Origin of the sequence: Plantimonas leprariae, from assembly GCF_008802405.1 — a bacterium.
Lineage (GTDB): Bacteria > Pseudomonadota > Alphaproteobacteria > Rhizobiales > Rhizobiaceae > Plantimonas > Plantimonas leprariae.
The window spans coordinates 17,995-43,132 of the sequence record NZ_VZDO01000023.1 but is presented as its reverse complement, the minus strand read 5'-3'; the positions used below and the strand labels follow the sequence as shown (position 1 = coordinate 43,132).

25 protein-coding genes are annotated in these 25,138 nt (G+C 69.1%); 18 read left to right on the top strand and 7 right to left on the bottom strand.

Annotation, left to right across the window (positions count from 1 at the left end; genetic code table 11):
* The first annotated feature begins 4 nt into the window (after positions 1–4).
* Complete coding sequence (locus F6X38_RS21310; RefSeq protein WP_150973403.1) at positions 5–718, top strand: RlmE family RNA methyltransferase; 714 nt, start codon at positions 5–7, stop codon at positions 716–718.
* Positions 719–721: 3 nt separating this feature from the next.
* Here F6X38_RS21310 and F6X38_RS21305 read toward each other — a convergent pair whose 3' ends face one another.
* The gene (locus tag F6X38_RS21305) at positions 722–2,338 is read right to left on the bottom strand and encodes an MFS transporter (protein WP_281353091.1); all 1,617 of its coding nucleotides are present in this window, start codon (positions 2,336–2,338) and stop codon (positions 722–724) included.
* 160 nt (positions 2,339–2,498) lie between these two features.
* Here F6X38_RS21305 and F6X38_RS21300 point away from each other — a divergent pair, with 160 nt between their 5' ends.
* The 3 genes from F6X38_RS21300 (at position 2,499) to F6X38_RS21290 (ending at position 5,394) form a co-directional block, all read left to right on the top strand.
* Positions 2,499–3,371, top strand: coding sequence for an MBL fold metallo-hydrolase (locus F6X38_RS21300; RefSeq protein WP_246191474.1), 873 nt, complete (start codon positions 2,499–2,501; stop codon positions 3,369–3,371).
* A 101-nt stretch (positions 3,372–3,472) separates the two neighbouring features.
* Entirely contained in the window at positions 3,473–4,969 is a 1,497-nt protein-coding gene (gene guaB, locus F6X38_RS21295) for an IMP dehydrogenase (RefSeq protein ID WP_150973399.1), read from the top strand.
* A 2-nt stretch (positions 4,970–4,971) separates the two neighbouring features.
* Entirely contained in the window at positions 4,972–5,394 is a 423-nt protein-coding gene (locus F6X38_RS21290; RefSeq protein ID WP_343033244.1) for an MAPEG family protein, read from the top strand.
* On the opposite strand, the gene F6X38_RS21285 is transcribed toward F6X38_RS21290, so the two are convergent.
* Positions 5,395–6,294 (bottom strand): LysR substrate-binding domain-containing protein, encoded by a 900-nt coding sequence (locus F6X38_RS21285; RefSeq protein WP_150973397.1) that lies wholly within the window; start codon positions 6,292–6,294, stop codon positions 5,395–5,397.
* A 107-nt stretch (positions 6,295–6,401) separates the two neighbouring features.
* Between F6X38_RS21285 and F6X38_RS21280 the strand changes: the two genes are divergently transcribed.
* The 14 genes from F6X38_RS21280 (at position 6,402) to F6X38_RS21215 (ending at position 19,003) form a co-directional block, all read left to right on the top strand.
* Positions 6,402–7,907 (top strand): catalase, encoded by a 1,506-nt coding sequence (locus F6X38_RS21280; RefSeq protein ID WP_150973395.1) that lies wholly within the window; start codon positions 6,402–6,404, stop codon positions 7,905–7,907.
* Between the two features lie 121 nt (positions 7,908–8,028).
* Positions 8,029–8,313: a type II toxin-antitoxin system Phd/YefM family antitoxin gene (locus F6X38_RS21275; RefSeq protein ID WP_150973393.1), complete on the top strand. Its 285-nt coding sequence runs from the start codon at positions 8,029–8,031 to the stop codon at positions 8,311–8,313.
* A gap of 3 nt (positions 8,314–8,316) precedes the next feature.
* Complete coding sequence (locus F6X38_RS21270; protein WP_150973391.1) at positions 8,317–8,724, top strand: type II toxin-antitoxin system VapC family toxin; 408 nt, start codon at positions 8,317–8,319, stop codon at positions 8,722–8,724.
* 45 nt (positions 8,725–8,769) lie between these two features.
* Complete coding sequence (locus F6X38_RS21265; RefSeq protein WP_150973389.1) at positions 8,770–10,068, top strand: RsmB/NOP family class I SAM-dependent RNA methyltransferase; 1,299 nt, start codon at positions 8,770–8,772, stop codon at positions 10,066–10,068.
* Entirely contained in the window at positions 10,065–10,529 is a 465-nt protein-coding gene (locus tag F6X38_RS21260) for a TspO/MBR family protein (protein ID WP_150973387.1), read from the top strand. The genes F6X38_RS21265 and F6X38_RS21260 overlap by 4 nt, the downstream gene beginning before the upstream one ends.
* A gap of 94 nt (positions 10,530–10,623) precedes the next feature.
* Positions 10,624–10,926 (top strand): hypothetical protein, encoded by a 303-nt coding sequence (locus F6X38_RS21255; protein WP_210248904.1) that lies wholly within the window; start codon positions 10,624–10,626, stop codon positions 10,924–10,926.
* Positions 10,927–10,948: 22 nt separating this feature from the next.
* On the top strand, positions 10,949–11,605 hold the full coding sequence (locus tag F6X38_RS21250) for a 5'-methylthioadenosine/S-adenosylhomocysteine nucleosidase (protein WP_150973383.1): 657 nt from the start codon (positions 10,949–10,951) through the stop codon (positions 11,603–11,605).
* Between the two features lie 38 nt (positions 11,606–11,643).
* Positions 11,644–13,200 carry a glutamine-hydrolyzing GMP synthase gene (gene guaA / locus F6X38_RS21245; protein WP_150973381.1) on the top strand — a complete coding sequence of 519 codons (1,557 nt, stop codon included), beginning with the start codon at positions 11,644–11,646 and terminating at the stop codon, positions 13,198–13,200.
* 241 nt (positions 13,201–13,441) lie between these two features.
* Positions 13,442–14,206 (top strand): metal ABC transporter ATP-binding protein, encoded by a 765-nt coding sequence (locus F6X38_RS21240; RefSeq protein WP_150973379.1) that lies wholly within the window; start codon positions 13,442–13,444, stop codon positions 14,204–14,206.
* A complete protein-coding gene (locus tag F6X38_RS21235; protein ID WP_425482904.1) occupies positions 14,203–15,075 on the top strand; it encodes a metal ABC transporter permease in 873 nt (290 codons plus the stop codon). The genes F6X38_RS21240 and F6X38_RS21235 overlap by 4 nt, the downstream gene beginning before the upstream one ends.
* Before the next feature lie 25 nt (positions 15,076–15,100).
* Positions 15,101–16,033 carry a metal ABC transporter substrate-binding protein gene (locus F6X38_RS21230; RefSeq protein ID WP_150973375.1) on the top strand — a complete coding sequence of 311 codons (933 nt, stop codon included), beginning with the start codon at positions 15,101–15,103 and terminating at the stop codon, positions 16,031–16,033.
* Between the two features lie 130 nt (positions 16,034–16,163).
* Positions 16,164–17,219 carry a sugar phosphate isomerase/epimerase family protein gene (locus F6X38_RS21225; protein WP_150973373.1) on the top strand — a complete coding sequence of 352 codons (1,056 nt, stop codon included), beginning with the start codon at positions 16,164–16,166 and terminating at the stop codon, positions 17,217–17,219.
* Between the two features lie 20 nt (positions 17,220–17,239).
* Positions 17,240–18,409 (top strand): Gfo/Idh/MocA family protein, encoded by a 1,170-nt coding sequence (locus F6X38_RS21220; protein WP_150973371.1) that lies wholly within the window; start codon positions 17,240–17,242, stop codon positions 18,407–18,409.
* A complete protein-coding gene (locus F6X38_RS21215) occupies positions 18,410–19,003 on the top strand; it encodes a GNAT family N-acetyltransferase (RefSeq protein ID WP_150973369.1) in 594 nt (197 codons plus the stop codon). It begins immediately after the preceding gene.
* Here the strand turns inward: F6X38_RS21215 and F6X38_RS21210 are convergent.
* The 5 genes from F6X38_RS21210 to F6X38_RS21190 are packed head-to-tail and all read right to left on the bottom strand — an operon-like array spanning position 18,998 to position 25,138.
* The gene (locus F6X38_RS21210) at positions 18,998–20,644 is read right to left on the bottom strand and encodes a thiourocanate hydratase (protein WP_150973367.1); all 1,647 of its coding nucleotides are present in this window, start codon (positions 20,642–20,644) and stop codon (positions 18,998–19,000) included. The two genes, F6X38_RS21215 and F6X38_RS21210, sit on opposite strands and share 6 nt — an antisense overlap.
* Positions 20,644–21,741 carry a thiohydantoin desulfurase gene (locus F6X38_RS21205; protein ID WP_150973365.1) on the bottom strand — a complete coding sequence of 366 codons (1,098 nt, stop codon included), beginning with the start codon at positions 21,739–21,741 and terminating at the stop codon, positions 20,644–20,646. The genes F6X38_RS21210 and F6X38_RS21205 overlap by 1 nt, the downstream gene beginning before the upstream one ends.
* 3 nt (positions 21,742–21,744) lie before the next feature.
* A complete protein-coding gene (locus F6X38_RS21200; protein WP_150973362.1) occupies positions 21,745–23,013 on the bottom strand; it encodes a Zn-dependent hydrolase in 1,269 nt (422 codons plus the stop codon).
* A complete protein-coding gene (locus F6X38_RS21195) occupies positions 23,010–24,377 on the bottom strand; it encodes a dihydroorotase (protein ID WP_150973360.1) in 1,368 nt (455 codons plus the stop codon). Before F6X38_RS21195 ends, F6X38_RS21200 begins: the two co-directional genes overlap by 4 nt.
* 5 nt (positions 24,378–24,382) lie before the next feature.
* Positions 24,383–25,138, bottom strand: a complete 756-nt coding sequence (locus tag F6X38_RS21190) for an ABC transporter permease (protein WP_161992868.1) — start codon at positions 25,136–25,138, stop codon at positions 24,383–24,385.

Here is a 25,138-nt window from a genome sequence, read left to right as displayed (position 1 = left end):
GGGCATGACCGCGAAGGGACGCGGCGACGATCGCGGGCTGACCGTCCGCGTCCAGAAGAAGGGCAAGCTGAAGGCCTCGTCGCGGGCCTGGCTGGAGCGGCAGCTCAACGACCCCTACGTGCGCCGCGCGAAAGCGGACGGCTACCGCTCGCGCGCCGCCTACAAGCTGATCGAGATCGACGACCGCTACGAGCTGCTGAAGGCCGGCATGCGCATCGTCGATCTCGGCGCGGCGCCGGGCGGCTGGACGCAGGTGGCGGTGGAGCGCTGCGGCGATGCGTCGGGTCGCGAAATCCGTGTCGTCGGCATCGACTACCTGGAGATGGACCCGGTGCCGGGCGCGACGATCCTTCAGCTGGATCTCCTCGACGATGCGGCACCGACCCGGCTGATCCAGGAACTCGGCGGCGCGCCGGATATCGTCCTGTCCGACATGGCGGCGCCGACCACGGGCCATCGCCGCACCGATCACCTGCGCACCATGCATCTCTGCGAGGTGGCGGCGGATTTCGCCGTGTCGGTTCTGAAGCCCGGCGGGCATTTCCTCGCCAAGACCTTCCAGGGCGGCACGGAGAACGAGCTCCTGGCCAACCTGAAGCGGCATTTCACCAGCGTGCACCACGTGAAGCCTCCGGCGAGCCGCGAGGATTCCGTCGAGCTCTACCTGCTGGCGAAGAGCTTCAAGGGGCGGCGGCAAGAGGCGGCGGACGAGGGGTAGCCGCTACTCCGCCGGCACGCGCCGTTCGGTCGCCGCTGCCGCCACGCGGTGTCCCGCGACCTCCGCGCCGGCTTCGTGCGGCAGCAGGAGGAACGGCGCGGAGGCGAGCGCGGAGATGCCGCCGACGATTAAGAACGCCGTTGTGAAGGTGCCGAGCGTCGGCACCTCGGTTCCTTGCATCACCATGCCGGCTTCGAGGATGGCGCCAGCCGTCGCGACGCCGGTCGCGATCGCCACCTGCTGGAAGGCGGCGAGCAGCGCCGTCGCGTCGCTGGCCTTCTGCTTCGGCACGTCGGCGAAGGCGAGGGTGTTGATCGAGGTGAAGAACAGCGAGCGGAAGAAGCCGCCGGCGAGCAGGAAGACGATCAGGAACGGCATGAAGATTTCCGGCCGGTAGACGCCGATCAGCGCCGTGAACATGCCGCCGACGACGCCGGCGCCGAGCAGGGTCGAGCGGAACCCGAAGCGGCGCAGGATCGGACGGGCGAGGAACTTCATGCCCATCGCGCCGCCGACGGAGGCGGCGCTGACGAGGCCGGACTGCAGCGGCGTGAAATGGAAGCCGAGCTGCAGCATCAGCGGAAACAGGAAGGGGACCGCACCCGCCCCGATGCGGAATACCGCGCCGCCGATCACCGCCGCGCGCAAGGTCGGGATGCCGAGCATCGCGAGGTCGATCACGGGCCGCGTCGCGCGCCGGGCGTGGCCGACATAGAGGACGGCGAAGATCGCGCCGACGAGCACCATGATCGCGCCGAAGACAGGCGGCAGGGCGGGGAGCGAGACGACGGAGAAGCCGAAGACGATGCCGGCGCAGGCGAGGCCCGACAGCGCGAAGCCTGTCCAGTCGAAGGTGATGTCGGCGATCCGCTCGACATGCGGCAGGAAGCGGGTCGACAGCGCGATGCCGGCGATGCCGATCGGGATGTTGATCAGGAAGATCCAGCGCCAGTCGGCATAGGTCGCGATCGCGCCGCCGATCGGGGGGCCGACGAGGGGGCCGATGAGGGCAGGGATGGTGAACCAAGCCATCGCCGAGACGAGGTCGCCCTTCGGCACCGCGCGGACGAGGAGGAGGCGGCCGACCGGCGTCATCATCGCGCCGCCCATGCCTTGCAGGAAGCGCGCGAAGACGAAGGCGTGCAGCGAGCCGGCGAAGGCGCAGGCGATCGAGCCGGCCATGAACACGACGATCGCCAGGCGGAACACCTCCTTCGCGCCGAAGCGGTCGGCCATGCGGCCGGAGATCGGGATGAAGATCGCGAGCGAGACGAAGTAGCTGGTCAACGCCAGCTTCAGCGCGATCGGGCTCGTGCCGATGTCGCGCGCGATGGTCGCGAGCGAGGTCGCGATCACGGTCGAGTCCATGTTCTCCATGAACAGTGCGACGGCGAGCACGATCGGGACGATGCGTTGTTTCACGTGAAACCCTTCGCGACAGGAGGGCGACGTCGTGAGCCGTTCGAAGCCGAGCGGAACATGGCGCGGTTGGAGAAACGTCCTCTTGAACCCGTCGGCCGCAAGGCGCAACGGGTTCGAGCCTTCACGCTTGGCGACGCGCCTCAACTCGCCGTGTTCGTGTCTTGTCGCACCGCGGGCCTTGATCCAGTTCGCCCGCACGGAAAATCGGGAGCCGGGAGCGATGGGCGGGACGATCGGGCGGGGATCGGGCGGGATACACCGCCGGGCCGCGATGAAACTTGCGGGCGGCCTCGGTGTCCTCGCGGCCGGCGCCCCCTATTTCGCCCGCCAAGCCGAAGTCCAAGCAGCGGAGACGGGAATGCAGGAACGGCCGGAGCCGAAATGGCGCCGCTTCAAAGTGGGCGACGCGGTCGTCACGATCGTGCTCGACGGCCTCAGGCCGGGCGACGGACCCTATCCGACCTTCGGAGCGGACCAGAGCGAGGCGGCGGTCGCGGAACTGATGCGCGCCAACTTCCTGCCCGAGAAGCGCTTCGTGAACGGCTTCCTGCCGGTCTTCGTGGAGACCGGCGGCCAGCTCGTCCTGTTCGATACCGGCATGGGACCGATGGGCCGCGCCAACGGCATGGGCCGCTTGCGCGAACGGATGGGCGAGGCCGGCTACAAGCCGGAGGACGTCACCCTGCTCGTCCTGACCCATCTCCACGGCGACCATATCGGCGGGGCGATGGAGGAAGGCGGCCCGGCCTTCCCGAACGCGAAGCTGGCGCTCGGCCGGGCGGAATACGGCTGGTGGACCTCCGACGAGGCGAAGAACGGCGAGCGCAAGGACGGCGCGGCGCTGGTGGCGAAGAACGTCACGCCCCTCGTCGACAAGGCGAGGTTCCTGAGGCAAGGCGACGAGGTGCTGCCGGGCATCGTCGCGCACGAGGCCTTCGGTCACACGCAGGGTCACATGATCTTCGAGATGACGTTCGGCGGCAGAAAGCTCTGGCATCTCGCCGACACGTCGAACCATTACGTCGCTTCGCTGCAGCGGCCGGACTGGCGGGTCCGGTTCGACCACGTGCCGGAGCAGGCGACCGCGACGCGCAAACGCGTCTTCGGCATGGTGGCGGAGAAACGCGAGCCGTTCGTCGGCTATCACATGCCGTTCCCCGGCATCGGCTTCGCCGAGCAGACGGGGGAGGGCTTCCGCTTCGTGCCGGTGACCTACCAGTTCGACGTCTAGTCCGCTTCCAAAGACAAAGCCCCCATGCTAGGGGCCGGTGCCAATCCTCCGCCGCCGGATGTCGAAGACGCATCCCGGCGGCGTTCGTTTAGGAGCGGCACATGGCGCGCATCATCGAAACCGCGACCGGCGCATTGGCGCTGACCTTCGACGACGTCCTTCTGCAGCCCGGCCATTCGGAGGTGATGCCCGGCGCGGTGGACGTCCGGACGCGCATCACGAAGACGCTGCGCCTGAACCTGCCGATCCTCTCCGCCGCGATGGACACGGTGACCGAGTCGCGGCTCGCCATCGCCATGGCGCAGGCCGGCGGCATCGGCGTCATCCACCGCAACCTCTCGCCGGAGGTTCAGGCCGAGGAAGTGCGGCAGGTGAAGAAGTTCGAATCGGGCATGGTGGTGAACCCCGTCACCATCGGCCCGGAGGCGACGCTCGGCGACGCGCGGACGCTGATGGATCGCCACCGCATTTCCGGCATCCCGGTCGTGTCCGGCAACGGCGGTGGGCCGGGCGTCCTCGTCGGCATTCTCACCAACCGGGACGTCCGCTTCGCGACCGACGACCGCCTACCGATCCACGAGCTGATGACCAAGGAAAACCTCGTCACCGTGAGGGAGACGGTCGGGCAGGAGGAGGCCAAGCGCCTTCTTCACCAGCACCGCATCGAGAAGCTGCTGGTCGTCGACGAGGCGAACCGCTGCATCGGCCTCATCACGGTCAAGGACATCGAGAAGTCGCAGCTGAACCCCAACGCCGCGAAGGACGGGCAGGGGCGGCTGCTCGCGGCGGCCGCGACCAGCGTCGGCGAGGACGGCTTCGAGCGCGCCGAGCGCCTGATCGACGCCGGGGTCGACCTCGTCGTGGTGGACACCGCACACGGCCATTCGCAGCGCGTCCTCGACGCGGTGATGCGGGTGAAGCGCCTGTCGAACCACGTTCAGGTCATCGCCGGCAACGTCGCGACGCCGGACGGGACCAAGGCGCTGATCGATGCCGGCGCGGACGGGATCAAAGTCGGCATCGGTCCGGGCTCGATCTGCACGACGCGCATCGTCGCCGGCGTCGGCGTGCCGCAGCTTTCCGCCATCATGGGCGCCTGCGAGGCGGCCGACGCCGCCGGCGTGCCGGTGATCGCGGACGGGGGCATCAAGTATTCCGGCGACCTCGCGAAGGCCTTGGCCGCCGGCGCGTCCGCCGCGATGGTCGGCTCGCTGCTCGCCGGCACGGAGGAAAGCCCCGGCGAGGTCTACCTGCACCAGGGCCGCTCGTTCAAAGCCTATCGTGGCATGGGCTCGGTCGGCGCGATGGCGCGGGGCTCCGCCGACCGCTACTTCCAGGCGGAGGTGCGCGACACGCTGAAGCTCGTGCCGGAGGGTATTGAGGGTCAGGTGCCCTACAAGGGGCAGGTCGCCGCGGTGCTGCACCAGCTCGTCGGAGGCCTGCGCGCGGCGATGGGCTACGTCGGGGCGGCCGATCTCGAAGCCTTCCGCGAGAAGGCGACCTTCGTGCGGATCTCCAACGCGGGCCTGCGCGAAAGCCACGCGCATGACGTGACGATCACCCGCGAGAGCCCGAACTATCCGGGCGTCGGGCTTTGAGGATGATCGGCAACCTCGCGATCTTCTGGCCGATGGTCGCGCAGGCCTTCCTGACCTTCGCGGCGTATTTCGTGCTCCTGTCGCGTCGCCGGACGGCGGTCCGCGGCGGCGGCGCATCGCTGGACACGTTCCGTACCGCCGGGACCGAGCCGGCGGACAGCGCCTCGGCGTCCCGCAACGTCGCCAACCAGTTCGAGCTGCCGGTCCTGTTCCACGCTGTCTGCCTCGCGCTCTACGTCACCAACGGCGCGAGTTGGCTCGCGGTCGCGCTCGCCTGGATCTTCGTGGTCTGCCGCCTCGTCCACGCTTTCGTGCATCTCGGTTCGAACGCCGTCGCGCAGCGTTTCCAGGCCTTCGTCGCCGGCTTCGTCGTCCTGTTCGTTCTCTGGATCCTGTTCGCGCTCCACCTGCTCGGCGTCGCCTGATCACGCTGGCCGCCCGCACAGGCTCCGCCGCACGACCTCCGCCAGGGCCTCGATGTCGCGCCGCCGTGTCGACGAGCGGCGGAAGGCGAGCACCAGCGTGCGGGACGGCTGCGGGTCGCGGAACGGCAGTACCTCGATGCCGCCAGCCGCGGTTTCGGCTTCGATGGCGATGGCGGGGATCAGCGTCGCGCCGAGCCCGCCCGCAACCATCCTGAGGATCGTCGCGAGGCTCGTCGCGCTGAGACTGGCGAAGCGGCTGGATTCGGCGAGCTGGCAGAGCTTCAGCGCCTGGTCCCGCAGGCAATGGCCTTCCTCCAGCAGGATCAGCGGCTCGTGCGACAGGGCCTGCACCTCGACATGGTCGCCGAAGCGTCCGGCCTCACGGGCCGGCACCGCAAGCCAGAACGGGTCCGCGCCGAGCTCGATCCAGTCGAGACCGGCCGCGTCCAGCGGCAGGGCGACCAGGGCGCAGTCCAACTCGCCCGCTTGGAGATCGGCGACGAGCGCGGCCGTCAGGCTCTCGCGGATGGCGAGATCCAGTTGCGGGTGATCGTGCGCGAGGCGCGGCAGGAGCCGCGGCAGCAGATAGGGCGCGACCGTCGCGATGAGGCCGAGCCGTAGGCGGCCGGCCAGCACGTCGCCGGGCCGCTGCGCCAGCGCTTCCAGCTCGCGCACCTCGGCAAGGATCGCGTCGACCCGTTGGAGGATGCTGCCGGCTTCGGGCGTCGCCGCGACGCCGCTCGCCCGGCGCTCGAACAGCCGCAGGCCGAGCACCTCCTCCAGCGCGGCGATCTGGCCGGACAATGCCGGTTGGCTGACGTTCAAGAGCCGCGCCGCCCGGCCGAAATGCAGCGTCTCGGCGAGCGCCTGAAAATAGCGAAGCTGTCGCAGCGTGATCATATCGATCGGATAATCCGATCGACGCGGTTTGAAAATACGATTGGAAGTTATCGGTCGAATCTGTTGGAACGCTTCCAATTCCAAAGCGTCCAGCGAGGAGATTCGAGATGACCGATAAACCGAGGCTGACGACCACAGCCGGCGCGCCGGTATCCAGCAACCAGAATTCCAAGACGGTCGGCCCGAACGGGCCGGTGCTGCTGGAGGACTACCAGCTCATCGAGAAGCTGGCGCACCAGAACCGCGAGCGCGTGCCGGAGCGCGTCGTTCACGCCAAGGGCTGGGGCGCCTACGGCACGCTGACCGTCACCGAGGACATCACGCGTTATTCGCGCGCCAAGCTGTTCTCCGAGGTCGGCAAGAAGACCGAGATGCTGGCGCGATTCTCCACTGTCGCCGGCGAGCAGGGCGCGGCCGACGCCGAGCGCGACGTGCGCGGCTTCGCGCTGAAGTTCTACACCGAGGAGGGCAACTGGGACCTCGTCGGCAACAACACGCCGGTGTTCTTCGTCGCCGACCCCTACAAGTTCCCGGACTTCATCCATACGCAGAAGCGGCATCCGCGCACGAATCTCCGCTCGGCGACGGCGATGTGGGACTTCTGGTCGCTCTGCCCGGAATCGCTGCATCAGGTGACGATCCTGATGTCGGATCGCGGCATCCCGGTCGACCCGAGCCGCATGAACGGCTACGGCTCGCACACCTTCTCGCTCTGGAACGACAAGGGCGAGCGCTTCTGGGTGAAGTTCCACTTCAAGACGAAGCAGGGCCACAAGACCTTCACCAACGAGGAGGCCGAGGGCGTCATCGCGAAGTCGCGCGAGAGCTACCAGGAAGCCCTCTACGGCATGATCGAGGATGGGCGCTTCCCGGCATGGGATTTCTACATCCAGGCGATGCCGGAAGCGGAAGCCGAGGAGTTCGAGCGGAAGACCGGCTGGAGCGCCTTCGACCTGACGAAGGTCTGGCCGCATTCGCAGTATCCGCTGATCAAGGTCGGCGTGATGGAGCTGAACCGGAACCCGGAGAACTACTTCGCCGAGATCGAGCAGTCGGCCTTCAACCCGTCGAACGTCGTGCCCGGCATCGGCTTCTCGCCGGACAAGATGCTGCAGGGCCGGCTGTTCTCGTACCCGGACGCGCACCGCTACCGCATCGGCACGCACTACGAGTCGCTGGAGGTGAACAAGCCGCGCTGCCCGGTGCACCACTACAACCGCGACGGAACGACGCCGTTTGGCCTCAGGACCAACCCGGACGCCTATTACGAGCCGAACTCGTTCGACGGCCCGGTGGAAGACCCGAGCGTCGAGGAGCCGCCGCATCGCTATTCCGGCGATGTGGGCCGCTACGAATACCGCGCCGAGGCGGACCACTACTCGCAGCCGCGCGCGCTGTTCGCGCTGTTCGACGAGGCGCACCGCCAGCGCCTGTTCAAGACGCTGGCCGGCGCGATGCAGGGCGTGCCGCAGTTCATCGTCGACCGGCAGCTCGCCCACTTCGACAAGGTCGATCCGGCCTACGGCGCGGGCGTTCGCGAGGCGCTGGCGGAACAGGGCAAGGACGACGCGCAGGCGAGCCTCACCACCAGCCATGCGGCGGCGGCGGAGTAGGCTGCTTAATAATAAGCGACATTGGAAAGGCCGGGAGCGATCCCGGCCTTTTGCCTTCGCAGCCACTGTTTGCGCTGCAGGTCGGTCTAGCCTATCATCTAGCCAGATAATGGGGTCGACCATGGGCAATCTTTGGACCTTGCAGGATGCGAAGAACAAGTTCTCGGCAGTCGTGGAAGCCGCGCAGAACGGCAAGCCGCAACGCGTGACCAAGCGTGGCGTCGAGGCGGTCGTGGTACTATCGACCGCCGATTACGAGCGATTGGTTGCACTCGATGTCAAAGCGGACGACGATTTCCTGAATCATCTGCTTAACGCTCCAAAACTTCCTGATGACTGCCAGAACCTCTTCGATCGGGAAGATCCGTTCGAACTACAGGGACGCGAGATCGATTTCCGCGACTGACGCATGTTCCTTCTCGACACGATGGTCTTTTCGGAAAACTTCAAAACCCGTCCAAACCCGGATGTCGTCGATTGGCTGCGGCAGACGGGGGGCGGGCCCCTACGTGTGAGCGTTCTGACCTTCGGCGAAGTGGCGGCGGGCGTCGAAAAGCAGCGTTCGAGGGACGTAAGGGCGTTTCAGCGACTTTCCGACTGGCTCGACAGAACTCGGAGGGATTACGAAAGGCGAACGCTGCCATTCAGCACCGAGATCGCTCTCCGTTGGGGTGCACTTTCCATGCAACTCAAGCGGCGCGACCTCGATCTGTTCATCGCCGCGACTGCGCTTGAACACGACCTAACCGTCGTCACCCGCAACGTCCGGCATTTCGCGCCGACCGGTGCGAAGCTCTTCAACCCCTACGAAGCCTGATCGATTGACCATCCTATCGATAAGACCGCGCCGGAAGGCGACACCATGCGCCTAGGCGGGCGGCTCGCCGCCGCGGTCGAGGTGCTGGACGACGTGGCGAAGCGCCATCGCCCCGTCGCCGACGCGCTGAAGGATTGGGGCCTGTCGCATCGCTTCGCCGGCTCCGGCGACCGCTCGGCGATCGGCAACCTCGTCTACGATGCGCTCCGCCGTCGCCGCTCGTTCGGCTGGCGCATGGGCAACGACTCGCCGCGCGCCCTCGTCTTCGCCGCGCTTGCGGAAGGCTACGGCATGGCGGCGGACGCGGTCGCCGCTGCGCTGGAGGGCGACCGCTTCGCGCCGAAGCTGCCGAGCGCCGCGGACTTCGAGCGCTTCAGAACCGTCGATCTCGCCAAAGCGCCGGACGCGGTGCGCGCCGACGTGCCGGACTGGCTGGCGGACGAGTTCGCCATTTCGCTCGGGCCGGAGTGGATCGCGGAAGCCGCCGCCTTCGCCGAACGCCCGCCGCTGGACCTTCGCGTCAACGCGCTGCTCGGCAACCGCGAGGAGGCCGCAGCCAAGCTCGCCGAGTTCGGCGCGGCGGCGACGCGGCTGTCGCCGCTCGGCCTGCGCATCCCGCCCATCGCCGGCGCGGGGCGGCATCCGAACGTCCAGGCCGAGGCCGTCTTCCAGATGGGAACGGTCGAGGTGCAGGACGAAGGCTCGCAACTCGTCTCGCTGCTCGTCGGCGCGAAGGCCGGCGAAACGATCCTCGATTTCTGCGCCGGGGCCGGCGGCAAGACGCTGGCGCTCGCCGCGGCGACGGCGGGCGAGCGGCGGATCCACGCCTTCGATGCCGACCGGCGCCGGCTCGCGCCGATCTACGAGCGGCTCCGCCGCGCCCGCGCCGAGAGCGTCGAGGTCCACAGCCGCACGGGGGAACTCGAAGCGCTCGAGGGTGCTTGCGACCGCGTCCTCGTCGATGCGCCCTGCACCGGTTCCGGCACCTGGCGGCGGCGGCCGGATGCGAAGTGGCGACTGTCCCGCTCCGCCCTCGAGAAGCGGACGGCGGAGCAGGACGCCGTTCTGGACAGCGCCGCGCGCTTCGTGCGGCCGGGCGGCGGGCGGCTCGCCTATGTCACGTGCTCGGTGCTCGCCTCCGAGAACGGCGCGCGCGTCGAGGCCTTTCTCGCGCGGCACCCGGACTTCGCCGTGGAAGACGCGGGCGCCGTCTGGAGGGAGGAACTGTCGGACGTCCCGCCCGATTTCCTCAACGTGCCTGGAGGCGGCGGGTCCGGACTGCTGCTGACGGCGCGCCGGTCCGGCACCGACGGCTTCTTCTTCGCCCGGCTGGTGCGGCGATGACGCTTCTGTCGATCCGCTCCGCTCTTCTGCTCGGCCTCATGATCACGCTGGTGCTCGGCGGTGGCATGGTGATCGGCCTGTCGAACCCGCCGGGCGACTGGTACGCCGCGCTGGCGAAGCCTTCCTTCACCCCGCCGGACTGGCTCTTTCCGGTAGCCTGGACGCTGCTCTACGTGCTCGTCGCGGTCGCCGGCTGGCTGGTTCTCCTCCGCGGACCGGCGCTGGCCTTGCTTCCCTGGGCGGTGCAGCTGGCGCTGAACTTCGCGTGGTCGCCGACTTTCTTCGGCGCGCAACGGATCGGCTTCGGGCTCGGCGTGATCGCCGCGCTGCTGGTCGCGATCCTTGCCTTCCTCGCTGCCACCATCCGGCAGAACCGTGCGGCCTTCGCCTGTTTCGTCCCCTACGGCGTCTGGGTCGCCTATGCCACAGCACTCAACCTTTCGATTTTGCGGCTGAACTGAAGCTGGCGGCGGCCGGAAAGGCGCGTTGACAGCGGGCTTCGCCCAACCTTAACTTTTTCGCGTTGCGGCATTTGAGGGGATGACGCGAAACATGATGAAATCGCTTGCGCTATCGGCGGCGCTTGCCGTCGCGTTCGCCTTGCCTGCGGCCAAGGCCGACAGCATCGACGACGTGAGGTTGATCGACCTCTGGTCGTCGCAGAAGCAGGTCTGCAAGGAAGGCGACGAGAAGAGCCCGGACACCTGGATGGCCTGTGGGCGCTCGGACGCGTTCGCCGCCATTCTCGCAGCCCGCGGCATGTGCCTCGATTCCGGGCAGGACGTCTGGCGCGTCGGCAACCACGCGACGATGGTCGGCGGCGATGCCCGCTGGCGCTGCTCGCTGGTCACCAGCTGATCCGCCGCAGGCCCGCACGCGGATGAGTGCCGGCGGCGACTTCCGGGACGACATCGTTCAGGGCGAACTCGGCGGTCGCCGCGTCCTGTTCGTCATGGCGGCGGACGCCGAATACGGGCCACGGCTTCGCGAGCGCATCCGCCCGCTGATGACCGGCGTCGGCCCGGTGGAAGCGGCGCTCGGCACCGGCATCGCGCTGCAGGCGCTGGCGGCGGCCGGGCGGTTGCCCGACCTCGTCGTCTCGCTCGGCTCCGCCGGCTCCCGCACGCTGGAGCAGGGCGCTGTCTATCAAGTGGCTGGCGTTTCCTGGCGCGACATCGACGCTTCCGCGCTCGGCTTCACCAAGGGCGTGACGCCTTTCCTCGACCATCCGGTCGAAACGCCGTTGCCGACCCCGATTCCGAGCATTCCCGCGGCGCGGCTGTCGACCGGCGCCGACGTGGTGACGGGACTGCGGTATCACGAGATCGATGCCGACATGGTCGACATGGAAACCTTCGCGGTCCTGCGCGCCTGCCAGCGTTACGGCGTGCCGCTGGTGGGCCTCCGCGGCGTCTCGGACGGCGCGGCCGACCTCCACCACTACGACGACTGGACCTCGCTGCTCGGGGTTCTGGACGAGCGGCTGGCCGACGCCGTCGACCGTCTCGGCATCGCGCTCGAGGCCGGCTTGATCTGAGGCTTGCGAAGCGGCGAGAGCGCTCGTAAAGGCTCGCAATGACCGCGCACCCAGACACCGTCCTCATCGTCGACTTCGGCTCCCAGGTGACGCAGCTCATCGCGCGGCGCGTGCGCGAGGCCGGCGTCTATTCCGAGATCGTGCCGTTCCAGTCGGCCGAGGACGGCTTCGCCCGGCTGCAGCCGAAGGCGGTGATCCTCTCGGGCTCGCCGGCTTCCACTACGGAAGAGACCTCGCCGCGCGCGCCGCAGGCGATCTTCGATGCGGACGTGCCGGTGCTCGGCATCTGCTACGGCCAGCAGACCATGTGCGCCCAGCTCGGCGGCCGGATCGAGGGCGGCCTCCACCGCGAGTTCGGCCGCGCCTTCGTCGAGGTGAAGCGTGCTTCGCCGCTGTTCGACGGCGTCTGGGCGGAGGGCACGCGCCATCAGGTCTGGATGAGCCATGGCGACCGCGTGACCGCCCTGCCGCCCGGCTTCGAGATCGTCGGCGTCTCGCCCGGCGCGCCCTTCGCCGCGATCGCCGACGAGGCGCGGCGCTTCTACGGCGTGCAGTTCCACCCCGAGGTGGTGCACACGCCCGACGGCGCGAAGCTGATCTCGAACTTCGTCCACCGCATCGCCGGCCTTTCCGGCGACTGGACGATGGCGGCCTTCCGCGAGCAGGCGATCGAGGAGATCCGGCAAAAGGTCGGGCGCAACAAGGTGATCTGCGGCCTTTCGGGCGGCGTCGACTCCGCCGTCGCGGCGGTGCTGCTGCACGAGGCGATCGGCGACCAGCTCACCTGCATCTTCGTCGACCACGGCCTGATGCGGCAGGGCGAGGCGGAGGAAGTCGTCGGCCTGTTCCGCGGTCACTACAACATCCCGCTCGTCCACGTGGAGGCGGCCGACCTGTTCCTCGGCGCGCTGGAGGGCGAGAGCGATCCGGAAAAGAAGCGCAAGACCATCGGCCGGCTGTTCGTCGAGACCTTCGAGGCGGAGGCCGCCAAGCTCGGCGGGGCGGAGTTCCTGGCGCAGGGCACGCTTTACCCGGACGTGATCGAAAGCGTGTCCTTCACCGGCGGGCCGTCGGTGACGATCAAGTCGCACCACAATGTCGGCGGCTTGCCCGAGCGCATGAACATGAAGCTCGTGGAGCCGCTGCGCGAGCTCTTCAAGGACGAGGTCCGCGCGCTCGGCCGGGAACTGGGCCTGCCGGAAAGCTTCGTCGGCCGCCATCCGTTCCCGGGGCCAGGCCTCGCGATCCGCTGCCCCGGCGCGGTGACGCGTGAGAAGCTCGACATCCTGCGCCAGGCCGACGCGATCTATCTGGACGAGATCCGCAAGGCCGGCCTCTACGACGCGATCTGGCAGGCCTTCGCGGTGCTTCTGCCGGTGCAGACGGTCGGCGTGATGGGCGACGGGCGAACCTACGAATATGTCTGCGCGCTGCGGGCCGTCACGTCTGTCGACGGCATGACGGCCGACTTCTACCCTTACGACATGGAGTTCCTAGGGGCGGCGGCGACGCGCATCATCAACGAGGTGCGCGGCATCAACCGCGTCGTCTACGACGTGACCTCGAAGCCGCCCGGCACGATCGAATGGGAATGATGCGCCGAGCCGCATCCGCACCGACCTGCCCGGGCTCGGTTTGACAATGTTATAATATCACATTAAGCCCCCATCCGAAGCCGGCGGCAGTCGCGGCTTGGCTGTAGGCGGGTGCGATGGCGGCGGACGGGGATCGATTCGGGCGTTCGACGCTGATGCAGCCGGCCCACCGTCGGCTGGGGCTGGCGGCGGCAGTACTGCTCGTCCTTTGGCTCTGCATCTTCTGGTCGCTGGCGCTGGCGTGAACGCGACCGTGCTTTCGCTGCAGGACGTGACGGTCGCCTATGGGCGTCATCCGGCCGTCCACCACCTGTCCGGCGCCTTCGCGAGCGGCAGCCTCACCGGCATCGTCGGGCCGAACGGGGCCGGCAAGTCGACGCTGCTGAAGGCCGTGATGGGACAGCTTCCCTTGTCGACCGGCCGTATCCGGCGCGAAGGGCTGCGTCCCGCCGACATCGGCTACCTGCCGCAGGCGGCCGAGATCGACCGTTCCTTTCCGATCAGCGTCGGCGACATGGTGGCGCTCGGCGCCTGGCGGCATGTCGGCCTGTTCGGCGGTCTGACGCGCCAGGGCACGGAGGCGGCGCGCGCGGCGGTCGCCGCGGTCGGGCTCGAAGGCTTCGAGCGCCGGCCGATCGCCGAACTCTCCACCGGCCAGTTCCAGCGAGTCCTCTTCGCTCGCCTCGTCCTGCAGGATCCGAAGCTCGTGCTGCTGGACGAGCCGTTCGCTTCGATCGACGCTCGCACCACGGCCGACCTTCTCGCGATCATCCACCGCTGGCACGGCGAGGGGCGCACCGTCGCCGCCGTCGTCCACGACATCGCGCAGGTGCGCGAGTATTTTCCCCAAACCCTGCTGATCGCGCGTGAGCCGGTCGCCTGGGGGCCGACGGCGGACGTGCTCAGCACCGAAAACCTGCGTCAAGCGCGGGCCATGGCCGAGGCCTGGGACGACGACGCCGCGTTGTGCCGCGCGCCGGAGCCGGACCGGGCGGTGGCAGCGTGATGCTCTACGACTTCGCCGTCGCGCCGTTCGCCGACTACGGCTTCATGCGCCGCGCCCTCGTCGCCTGCCTCGCGCTGGGGCTTGGCGCGGGACCGGTCGGCGTGCTCCTCGTCTTGCGTCGGATGAGCCTCGTCGGCGACGCCCTCAGCCATGCCGTCCTGCCGGGCGCGGCGGTCGGCTTCCTCGTCGCCGGCTTCTCGCTGCCGGCGATGGGGCTCGGCGGCTTCGTCGCCGGACTCGCGGTCGCGGGGCTCGCCGGGTTGGCCGCCCGCGCGACAGCCTTGAAGGAGGATGCGAGCTTCGCCGGCTTCTACCTGATCTCGCTCAGCCTCGGCGTCCTGATCGTCTCGTTGCGCGGCTCGAACATCGATCTCCTCCATGTCCTGTTCGGCACGATCCTCGCTGTCGACCGGTCGGCGATCCTGCTCATCGGCGCGATCTCGAGCGTGACGGTGCTGACGATCGCGCTGTTCTACCGGCCGCTTGTCGCGCAGTCCGTCGACCCCGGCTTCCTTCGGGCGGTCGGCGTGCGCGACGGCGTCTTCCACTTCCTGTTTCTGCTCCTCGTCGTGCTGAATCTCGTCGCGGGCTTCCAGACGCTCGGCACGCTGATGGCGGTCGGGCTGATGATGCTGCCGGCCTCCGCCGCGCAGCTCTGGGCGAAGCGGCTGCCGGCGATGATGGCGATCGCCGTCGGCGTGGCCGTCGTGTCGGGCTGGCTCGGCCTCGTCGTCTCGTTCCACTTCGGGCTCGCCTCCGGCCCGACGATCCTGCTCTTCGCCGGCGCGATCTACTGCCTGTCGCTCGTCTTCGCCCCGTCCGGCGCGCTCGCCCGGCTTCGGCCCCGCCGGCGCCACCGCACCGCCTGATCCTCGACCGCAAAGGAGAACGTCCATGACCCTGAAGCGCATCGCTCTCGCACTCGGCTGCGCGACGGCCCTGATGGCGGCGACGCCCGCCGCCTTCGCCAAAACGCTCGACGTCGTCGCCTCGATCAGCGTCCTCGGCGACGTGGTGAAGGAGGTCGGCGGCGATCATGTCGACGTCACGACGCTGGTCGGGCCGAACGGCGACCCGCACGAATACGAGCCCGCTCCCGACGACGCAAAGCATCTGAAGGCGGCCGACGTCGTCTTCGTCAGCGGCATCGGGCTGGAGGGCTGGATGGACCGGCTGATCACCGCCTCCGGCTACGCCGGCCAGCCGGTGGTCGCTTCGGCGAACGTCAAGCCGCGCGAGATGAGCGAGGAGGAAGGGCACGACCACGCCGCCGAGGGCGCCGACCACGACCACGAACAGGACCCGCACGTCTGGAACGACCCGAAGAACGTCGAGAGCTGGGTGGAGGTGATCGAGGCGGCGCTGGCGAAAGCCGATCCCGAGGACGCGGCGAGCTTCAAGGCGAATGCCGAGCGCTACACCGCCGAACTGCGCAAGCTCGATGAATACGCCAAGGCCGAGATCGGCAGGACGCCGAAGGAGGACCGGAAGATCCTCACCAGCCACGACGCCTTCGGCTATTTCGGCGACGCCTACGGCGTGACCTTCCTCGCACCGCAAGGTCTCTCGACCGAAACGGAGGCCTCCGCGCAGAACGTCGCGCGGCTGATCGACCAGATCAAGGCCGAGAAGATCACCACCTATTTCTTCGAGAATTCCAACGACCCGCGCCTCGTCCGTCAGGTGGCGGAGGCGACCGGCGCGAAGCCCGGCGGCGAACTCTACGTCGAGTCGCTGTCGGCAAAGGACGGGCCGGCTCCGACCTACCTGAAGATGTTCCACTACAACGTCGATCAGATCGTCGCGGCGCTCGCCAAGACCAACTGAGCGACGGTTCGGAGGCGCGGAGCCTGTGGCCGCCGCGCCTCTCCGTCCGGGCAAGATCGACCGCGTCGGGCTTCCCAGCGACCGTCTCCTCTGCATATTGCGCCATGCAGAGGGGCAGGGAGGAAGGCCGATGACGATCAAGGGACCGGGCATTTTCCTGGCGCAGTTCGCCGGGGACGCGGCGCCGATGAACTCGCTCGACGCGATCTGCGGCTGGGCCGCCGACCTCGGCTACAAGGGCGTGCAGGTCCCGAGCTGGGACGGGCGGCTGTTCGATCTCGTCAAGGCGTCCGAATCGCAGGACTATTGCGACGAGGTGAAGGGCATCGTCGCCGGCCACGGTCTGGAGATCACCGAGCTCTCGGCGCACCTGCAAGGCCAGCTCGTGGCCGTGCATCCGGCCTATGACGAGCTCTTCGACGGCTTCGCCGCGCCGCACGTGCGCGGCAACCCGCAGGCGCGGCAGGAATGGGCGGTGGATCAGGTGAAGCGTATGGCCGTCGCCTCGCGCCGCCTCGGGCTGAAGGCCGCCGCCGCCTTCTCCGGCGCGCTCGCCTGGCCCTACGTCTATCCCTGGCCGCAGCGCCCGGCCGGTTTGGTGGAGGCCGCCTTCGACGAACTGGCGAAGCGCTGGCGGCCGATCCTCGACACGTTCGAGGAGAACGGCGTCGACGTCTGCTTCGAGATCCATCCGGGCGAGGACCTGCACGACGGCGTGACCTACGAGATGTTTCTGGAGCGCACCGGCAATCACAAGCGCGCCCGGATGCTCTACGACCCCTCGCACTACGTGCTGCAGGGCCTCGACTACCTCGCGAACATCGACATCTACCACTCCCAAATCGGCATGTTCCACGTGAAGGACGCCGAGTTCAATCCGACCGGCAGGCAGGGCGTCTACGGCGGCTACCAGTCCTGGGCGAACCGGGCCGGGCGCTTCCGCTCGCTCGGCGACGGCGAGGTCGATTTCGGCGCGGTCTTCTCCAAGCTGACGCAATACGGCTTCGAGGGCTGGGCGGTGCTCGAATGGGAATGCGCGATCAAGAGCGCGGAACAGGGCGCGCGGGAAGGTGCGTCGTTCATCGAGGCGCACATCATCGAGCGCGGTGCGAAGGCCTTCGACGACTTCGCCGGGTCCGGTGCGGACGAGGCGGTGAACCGCCGCGCGCTCGGGCTCGACCGGTGAGGGGATAGGGGAAAGCACGCATGGTTTCCGCAGCGCAAGGAACGTCGGCGGCGCGTCCGATCCGGCTCGGCATGGTGGGCGGCGGGCAGGGCGCCTTCATCGGCGCGGTGCATCGCATCGCGTCCCGCATCGACGGTGAGTTCCAGCTCGTCGCCGGAGCCTTCTCCTCCGACGCGGAGCGCTCGCGCGCTTCGGCGGCCGAACTCGGCATCGATCCCTCGCGGGCCTACGGTACGTTCGCCGAGATGGCCGAGCAGGAGCGCGGTCGCGAGGACGGGATCGAGGCGGTGGCGATCGTCACGCCGAACCATCTGCACTTCGCGGCGGCGAAAGCCTTCCTCGAAGCCGGCTTCCACGTGATCTGCGAGAAGCCGGTCACCGCGAAGCTGGAGGACGCGGTGGAACTGGAGAAGATCGCCTCCGGTTCGGCGAAGGTCTTCGTCCTCACCCACAACTATACCGGCTACCCGCTGGTCCGCCACGCGCGGGCGATGGTGGAGGCGGGCGAGCTCGGCGCCATCCGCGTCGTCCAGGCGGAGTACGCGCAGGACTGGCTGACGGAAGCGGCCGAGCATACCGGTTCGAAGCAGGCCGAATGGCGCGTCGATCCCGAGAAGGCGGGGGCCGGCGGCGCGCTCGGCGACATCGCCACCCACGCCTTCAACCTCCTGTCCTTCGTCACCGGCCTCGAGCTGGAGGCCGTCGCGGCGGATCTCACCAGCTTCGTGCCCGGCCGCCGGCTCGACGACAACGACCACGCGCTCCTGCGCTTCGCCGGCGGGGCGAAGGGCATGCTCTGGGCGAGCCAGGTCGCGCCCGGCAACGAGAACGGCCTGCGCCTTCGCGTCTACGGCGAGAAGGGCGGGCTCGAATGGGCGCAGGAGAACCCGAACCAGCTCTGGTGGACGCCCTTCGGCAAGCCGAAGCAGCTCGTCACCCGCGGCGGCGCGGGGGCGGGGCCGGAGGCGGCCCGCGTCACCCGCATTCCGCCCGGCCATCCGGAAGGCTATCTCGAAGGCTTCGCCACGATCTACCGCGAGGCGGCCGCCGCCATCCGTGCCGCGGACCGCGGGGAGGGCGTGCCTGATGGAGTGGTGTTCCCGAGCGTTTCCGACGGTGTCAGGGCGATGCGCTTCATCACGGCCTGCGTCGAATCCTCGAAGGCCGACGGGCGCTGGACGAAGCTCTGAATGACCATCGAAATCCGGCAGGCCGGTGAGGACGACCGCGAGGCGCTGTTCCGCATCTGCCTCCTGACGTCGAGGTCGGGCACGGACGGCAGCGCCGACTATTCCGACCCGCACTATCCCGGCTACGTCTGGGCGGTGCCCTATCTGGAACTCGAGCCGGCGCACGCCTTCGTCCTCGCGGATGGCGGCAAGCCCATCGGCTATGTCGTCGGCGCGCCCGACACGCTCGCCTTCGAGGCGGATTTGGAGCATCGCTGGTGGCCGGAGCTTCGGTCGCGCCATGCCGCGAGTCAGCCGCGCGCGCCTTCCGATGCAAGGGTGCTGGAGTATATCGGCGCGCCCGAGCGGACCGACCCGGCGCTGGCGGCGCGCTATCCCGCGCATCTCCACATCAACATCCTGCCGGGAGCGCAGGGCGGCGGCTGGGGACGGCGGCTGATCAAGACGGAACTGGAGTCGCTGCGCGAGGCCGGTGCTCCCGCCGTCCATCTCGGCGTCAGCCTGACGAACGAGCGGGCGCTCGGCTTCTACCGCCATCTCGGCTTTGCCGAGATCGAGCGCGGCGAGGGCGTGACGATGGGGATGCGGCTATAGGCCGAGCCAGCCGACGTCCTTCTCGCGCGCGGCCTCCCGCGCCGTCTCGTAGCCGGCATCGGCATAACGCATGATGCCGAGCGAGGTGTCGTTGGTCAGCGCGTAGCCGAGACGGCGGGCGGCGTCTTCCGAGCCGTCCGCGACGAGCGTCACGCCGGCGCTGGTCATGAAGCCGGCATAGCCGCCACCGCCGGAATGGATCGCGACGAGATCGGCCATCGACGAGCAGAGCACCATCGCGTCGAGCAGCGGCCAGTCGGCGACCGCGTCCGAGCCGTCCGCCATGTTCTCCGTCATGATGTTCGGATGCGCCATCGAGGCGGCGTCGAGATGGTCGCGCGAGAAGGCGAGGGGGCCGGCGAGCTCGCCCCTGGCGACGAGGTCGTTCGCGGCGAGGGCGAGCTTCGTCCGGTCGCCGTGGCCGAGCCAGGCGATCCGCGCCGGCAGGCCCTCGAAGGGCACGTGCTTGCGGGCGAGCCGCACCCAGTTGGTGACGATCCGGTTGTCGGGGAACAGCTCCAGCACGAGGTCGTCGATCCGGCGGATGTCACCCGGCTCGCCGGAGAGCGCCATCCAGCGGAAGGGGCCGACGGCTTCGCAAAACAGCGGGCGGAGGTAGGCTTCGGTGAAGACGGGGATCGTGAATGCGTCCTCGACGCCGCCGTCGCGAGCATGGGTGCGGATCAAGTTGCCGTTGTCGAAGACGACGGACCCTTGCCGCTTGAAGTCGAGCATGGCGCGCACGTGTGCGACGATCGAGTTCCGGCTTTCCGCCATCAGCCGGGCGTTGTCGGCGCCGCGCAAGGAGCGCGCCTCGTCCAGTGTCATCGTCGCCGGGACGTAGCCGTAGACGAGGTCGTGCGCGGCGGTCTGGTCGGTGACGACGTCCGGCACGACACCGCGCCGCGCGATCTCGGGATAGATGTCGGCCGCGTTGCCGACGAGCCCGACCGATACGGCTTGGCCGGCATGTTTCGCTTGACCGATGAGGCCGAGGGCTTCGTCGAGGTCCTCCGTGATGTGCTGCAGATAGCCGATCCGCTGCCGCATCTCGGCCCGCGCCCGGTCGACCTCGACGCAGAGGATCGCCGCGCCGGCCATCGTGCCGGCGAGCGGCTGCGAGCCGCCCATGCCGCCGAGGCCGGCGGTCAGCACGAAGCGGCCGGCGAGCGTGCCGCCGAAATGCCGCTCGGCGATGCGCATGAAGATCTCGTAGGTGCCCTGGATGACGCCCTGGCTGCCGATATACTGCCATGCGCCGGCGGTGAGGCCGCCCCAGCAGATCAGGCCCTTCCGCTCCAGCTCGTAGAACACCTCCGCCTTGGCCCACTGGCCGACGATGTTGCAGTTCGCCATCACGACGAGCGGCGCGTCCTTGTGGGTCTTCAAGAGCCCGATCGGCTTGCCGGACTGGACGACCAGCGTCTGGTCCTCGTCCATCGTGGTCAGCACCTCGACGATCTTCGCGTGGGCGTCCCAGTTGCGCGCCGCCTTGCCGAGCGCCGCATAGACGACGAGCCGTTCCGGGTCCTCGCCGACCGAAAGGACGTTCTCGAGCAGGCGCAGCAGCGCTTCCTGCCGCCAGCCCTTGGCGCGGAGCACCGGGCCGCCGGGCGTCGGAAAGTTCGGATGCCGGCCCATCAGCGACGCCCTTCCAAAGCATATCGGGCGATGGCGATGCCCATCGCCTTCTCGACCGGCGGATAGACGCTGGGGTCGAGCACGCCTGCGCCGAGCGGGATGATCGATTTCGGCACGTGCAGCACGAGCACCGGCATTCCGACCCGGAGCTGTCCGACGCTCAAGGGCTCGCCTTCCGGCGAAAGACTGGTGACGACGTCCGGGAAGGTCGCGAGCCGATGCCCGTCCGCGTCGTCCACGGCCATGTACTCGTTCATGACGTGGAGAATGCGCGCCGACGCGCCGCTGCCGACTCGCACCGTGCCGATATCGAAGGCCTCGTTCGTGTAGCGCACGTCGAAGGCGGTGATCTCGCCGCTGGCGACGATCGAGCCGCCGGTCTTCCGGCAGATCGCATCCACCACCGCCGCACCGCCTTGCGGCTCGGCCGCGATGATGGCTTCGCCCAAGGCGAGCGCCAGCGAGATGCCGCCGAGCGCGGCGTTCTCCTTGACGTAGGAGGCCTTTACCGGCGCTCTCGCCGAGGCGATGAAGCCGCCCGACATATCGGAGGCGGTGCGGAGGATCGGCGAGACTTTCGCGGTCGCACCGCGCACGACCAGCTCAATGTAGCGGTTCTCGGCGCGGTTGCCGCCGACGGCGGTCTGGATCGTCTCCTCCGGCGAGCCGGCGAGGCCGATCGAGCCCATGTCGCCGGTCGGATGGGCGCGGATGTCGCCGACCGCGTCCACCACCCTGGCGCCCAGCGAGGCGGCCGGCAGCCAGCCGTTCAGCGTCGAGGAGCGGCCGTTCTGCCCGACCATGAAGCCGGCGAGCGGCTGGCCCACCGCCTCCTGCAGCAGGCGGGCCGCCTTCACGTAGTCCTCCGGTCGCATCTCCCACTTCGTCGTGCCGGCCGGCGCGCCGATCGCCGCGGCGGTGGCGACGATCGCGTCGGGGTCGAGCTCGTCCACCGAAACCAGCTCGACCGTTCCGGCGGCCAGCGCCGCGCGGCCGAGCATCCGGCCGTGGTCGGCCCAGCCGCCGCCGCCGGCGGCATAGACCGAACCGCCCTTCACCGCGGCCTCGATGTCCCTCTCGGTGAGGATGCGGCCCATATTCTATCCCTTCGCGTCGATCGCGATGACGGTTTCGTAGAGCACGGCCGCGCCGAGCGCGATCGCGTCGGCTTCCGCCCATTCCTCCGGCGCGTGGCTGCGGCCGTCGCGGCAGGGGATGAACACCATCGCCGCCGGCGCGACGCGCGCGAAGAAGGCCATGTCGTGCCCCGCGCCCGACGCCATGCGCCGCCGGGTCGCGCCGAGCCGATCGCAGGCGGCTTCGATCTCCGTCAGCAATCCGTCGTCGGAGGGTGTCGGGCGGTTGTCGGAGACCACACGCGGCGGCTGGACTGTGACGTCGTGCACCGCCGCGATCCCCGCCGCGAGGCCCTCGACGTCGCGGAAGAAGGCGTCCATCCCCTCCCGCAACTCGGCCCGCGCGTCGATCAGGAGCCGCGCCTCCGACGGCACGACATTGGCGGCGTTCGGCTGGATGCGGAATTCGCCGACGGTTGCCGCGAAATGGCCCTCGCCGTCCACCGCCCGCTGTCGCGCCAGCGCGTCGAGCCGCGTCACGAAATCGCTGGCCGCGACCAGCGCGTCGCGCCGCCGGCCCATCGGCGTCGTGCCGGCATGGTCCGCGCGGCCTTCGACGATCACCTCGATCCGCGTGATGCCGGCGATGGCCGAGACGACGCCGATGTCGATGCGCTCCCCTTCGAGCACCGTGCCCTGCTCGATGTGGAGTTCGAGGAAGGCCTTAAGGTCGCCGCGCTTCGCCGTCCGCAACCGCTCCGGCTCGCCGCCGACGAAGCGCACGCCCTCGTAAAGCGTCATGCCGGCCGCGTCGCCGCCCTCCGGCGCGATGCGATCGAGCCATTCCGGGGGCAGCACGCCGGCGATGGACCGCGAGCCGATGCAGGATACGCCGAAGACCGACACCTCTTCCGCGAGGCAGTCGATCACCTCGAAGTCGTGCCGCAGCGGGACGCCGTTGTCGCGGAGCGCCCGCGCGATCTCCAGCCCCGCGACGACGCCGGCGACCCCGTCGAAGCGGCCGCCGTCCGGCACCGTGTCCGTGTGCGATCCCACCGCGATCGTCCCGGTGCCCGGTTCCGATCCGGCGCGGCGGCCGATCAGATTGCCGGCGGCATCGATGCGCGTTTCGAGCCCCGCCGCCACCATCGCGCGCCGCACGTGGTCGCGGCCTTCGAGGAAGCGCGGCGTGAAGGCGCGCCGCGTATACGGCCGATGGGGATCGGTGATCGCGGCCAGCGCTTCGATGTCCGCCGCGATCCGGTGCGCGCGAACGGGAAGGTTCGCGCTCATGCGGCGAGCGTCGCCGGCGGTCGGACGAACCGTCCGTTGCCGGGCTCGGCGAGGACGCTACTCCCGTCGAAAATCTGCCGGCCCCGCAGCCACGTGCTGGATACGCGCCAGGGCAGGCGCATGCCGGCATAGGGGCTCCAGCCGACGACGGTATGGCCGGTCGCGGCGGGATCGTAGGTGAACGGCTCCGGCGTCATCACGCAGATATCGGCGTCGCGCCCAATCTGCAGCGCGCCCTTTGCGTGATCGATACGGAAGTGTTTCGCCGGGTTCTCAGCCATCAGCTTCGCCGCCCAGGTCAGCGGCACGCCGCGTTTGAGCGCGCCGTCGACGAACAGCGGCAGCATGATCTCCAGCCCCGGCACGCCGGAGGCATTCAGCAGCATCTCCGGCTTCGTCTTCCGCTCTTCCGACCACGCGACGTGATCGGTGGAAACGAGCGTGACGTTGCCCGCCGCCACGTGCCGCCAGAGCTTCTCGACCTCGGCGCGCGGGCGGATCGGCGGGTTGATCTTCGCCCGGCCGCCGAGCGGTGCGACGTCGTTCTCCTCGTCCAAGACGAGGTAGTGGATGCAGGCTTCCACCGTCGCGGCGAAACCCTGCGCGCGATACGATGCCGCCATCTCGTAGCCGCGCCCGAGCGAGCAATGCACGACGTGCGCCGGGCAGCCGGTGAGCGCGCCGGTCTCGTAGATCTCCCCCATCGCGAGGAGTTCCACCAGCGGCGGGCGAGACAGGCCGTGGGCGCGCCAGTCCGCGATGCCGGCCGCCTTCGTGCGGGCGGTGAAATCGTCCACCGCCTCGTGGTTCTCGTTGTGGACGCCGGCCGCGAGGCCCGTCCGGGCGATCGCCGCGAAGCAGTCGTGGAGGAGTGGCGGCGGAATGCGGGGAAAGCGCTTCGGATCGGTGCCGAAGGTCGAGAACTTGAAGCCGGCGACGCCGGCCTCGACCATTTCCGGAATGCGCGCCGCCCCTTCCGAAGGATCGACCGTGCCGTAGAGCGCAACGTCGACGCGCGCCGTCGCCTCGGCATGGGCCGCCTTACGCCGCACGGCTTCGGCCGAGCAGACGAGATCGCCCTCGTCGTAGGGCATATCTACGATCGTGGTGACGCCGCCGGCGGCCGCGGCCCGGGTCGACCAGACGAAATCCTCCTGATCCTTTTGCGAGAGCGAATGGACCTGCGCGTCGATCGCGCCGGGCAGAATCAAGGCGTTTCCGAGCAGGTGCCGCTCGCGCGCCTGCGGCGGTGCGCCCTGCCCGAGCATCGCCACCAAGCCGTCACGCACGGCGACGAAGCCGCCCTCGACCACCCGGTCGGGCAGCGCCAGCGTGCCGGCGAGGACGAGATCGAAATCCGCCACGAGCGTCAGTTCCCTTGTGCCGCGATCCGGCCGACGCGCTTCGCGAGCACCCGCTCCAGTGCCGACAGGGCGTCGGACAGCAGGACGGCCAGCACGGCGACGATGAGCCCGCCCTGCACGATGAAGGCGAGGTTGTCGGAAATGAGTCCGGCGATGATCACTTCGCCGAGCGTCCTCGCGGCGACCGTCGAGCCGATGGTCGCGGTGGCGAGGCCGATCACTGCCGTCAGCCGGATGCCGGCGAGGATGATCGGCAGCGCCAGCGGCAGCTCGACGCGGAACAGGCGCTGACGGTCGGTGAGGCCCATGCCGCGAGCCGCCTCCATCACCGCCGGCGGCAGGGTGGTGAGACCGGTCATCGTGTTCTCGAAGATCGGTAAGAGGCCGTAGAGGAAGAGCGCGATGAAGGTCGGCTGCCAGCCGAAGCCGATGGCCGGCACGGCGAGCGCCAGGACAGCAACGGGCGGAAAGGTCTGGCCGATGTTCACGAGGCTGCGCGACAGCGGCAGGAACTCGCGACCGGATGGGCGCGTGACCAGCACCGCAAGCAGAATCGCGACGACGGTCGAACAGACGGTCGCGGCCAGCACCAGTTCCAGATGCTCGACCGTCAGGCCGAGGAGGCTCCCCTGGTTGTAGATCGCCGGCTTGTCGTCGGAGTTCAGCGGGGCAAGGAGGCCGCCGAACAGCTCCGGCCGGGCGATGAAGACGACGAGGACCGCGAGGACGGCGAGGCGCAGGAGGAGGCCGACCGGGACGAT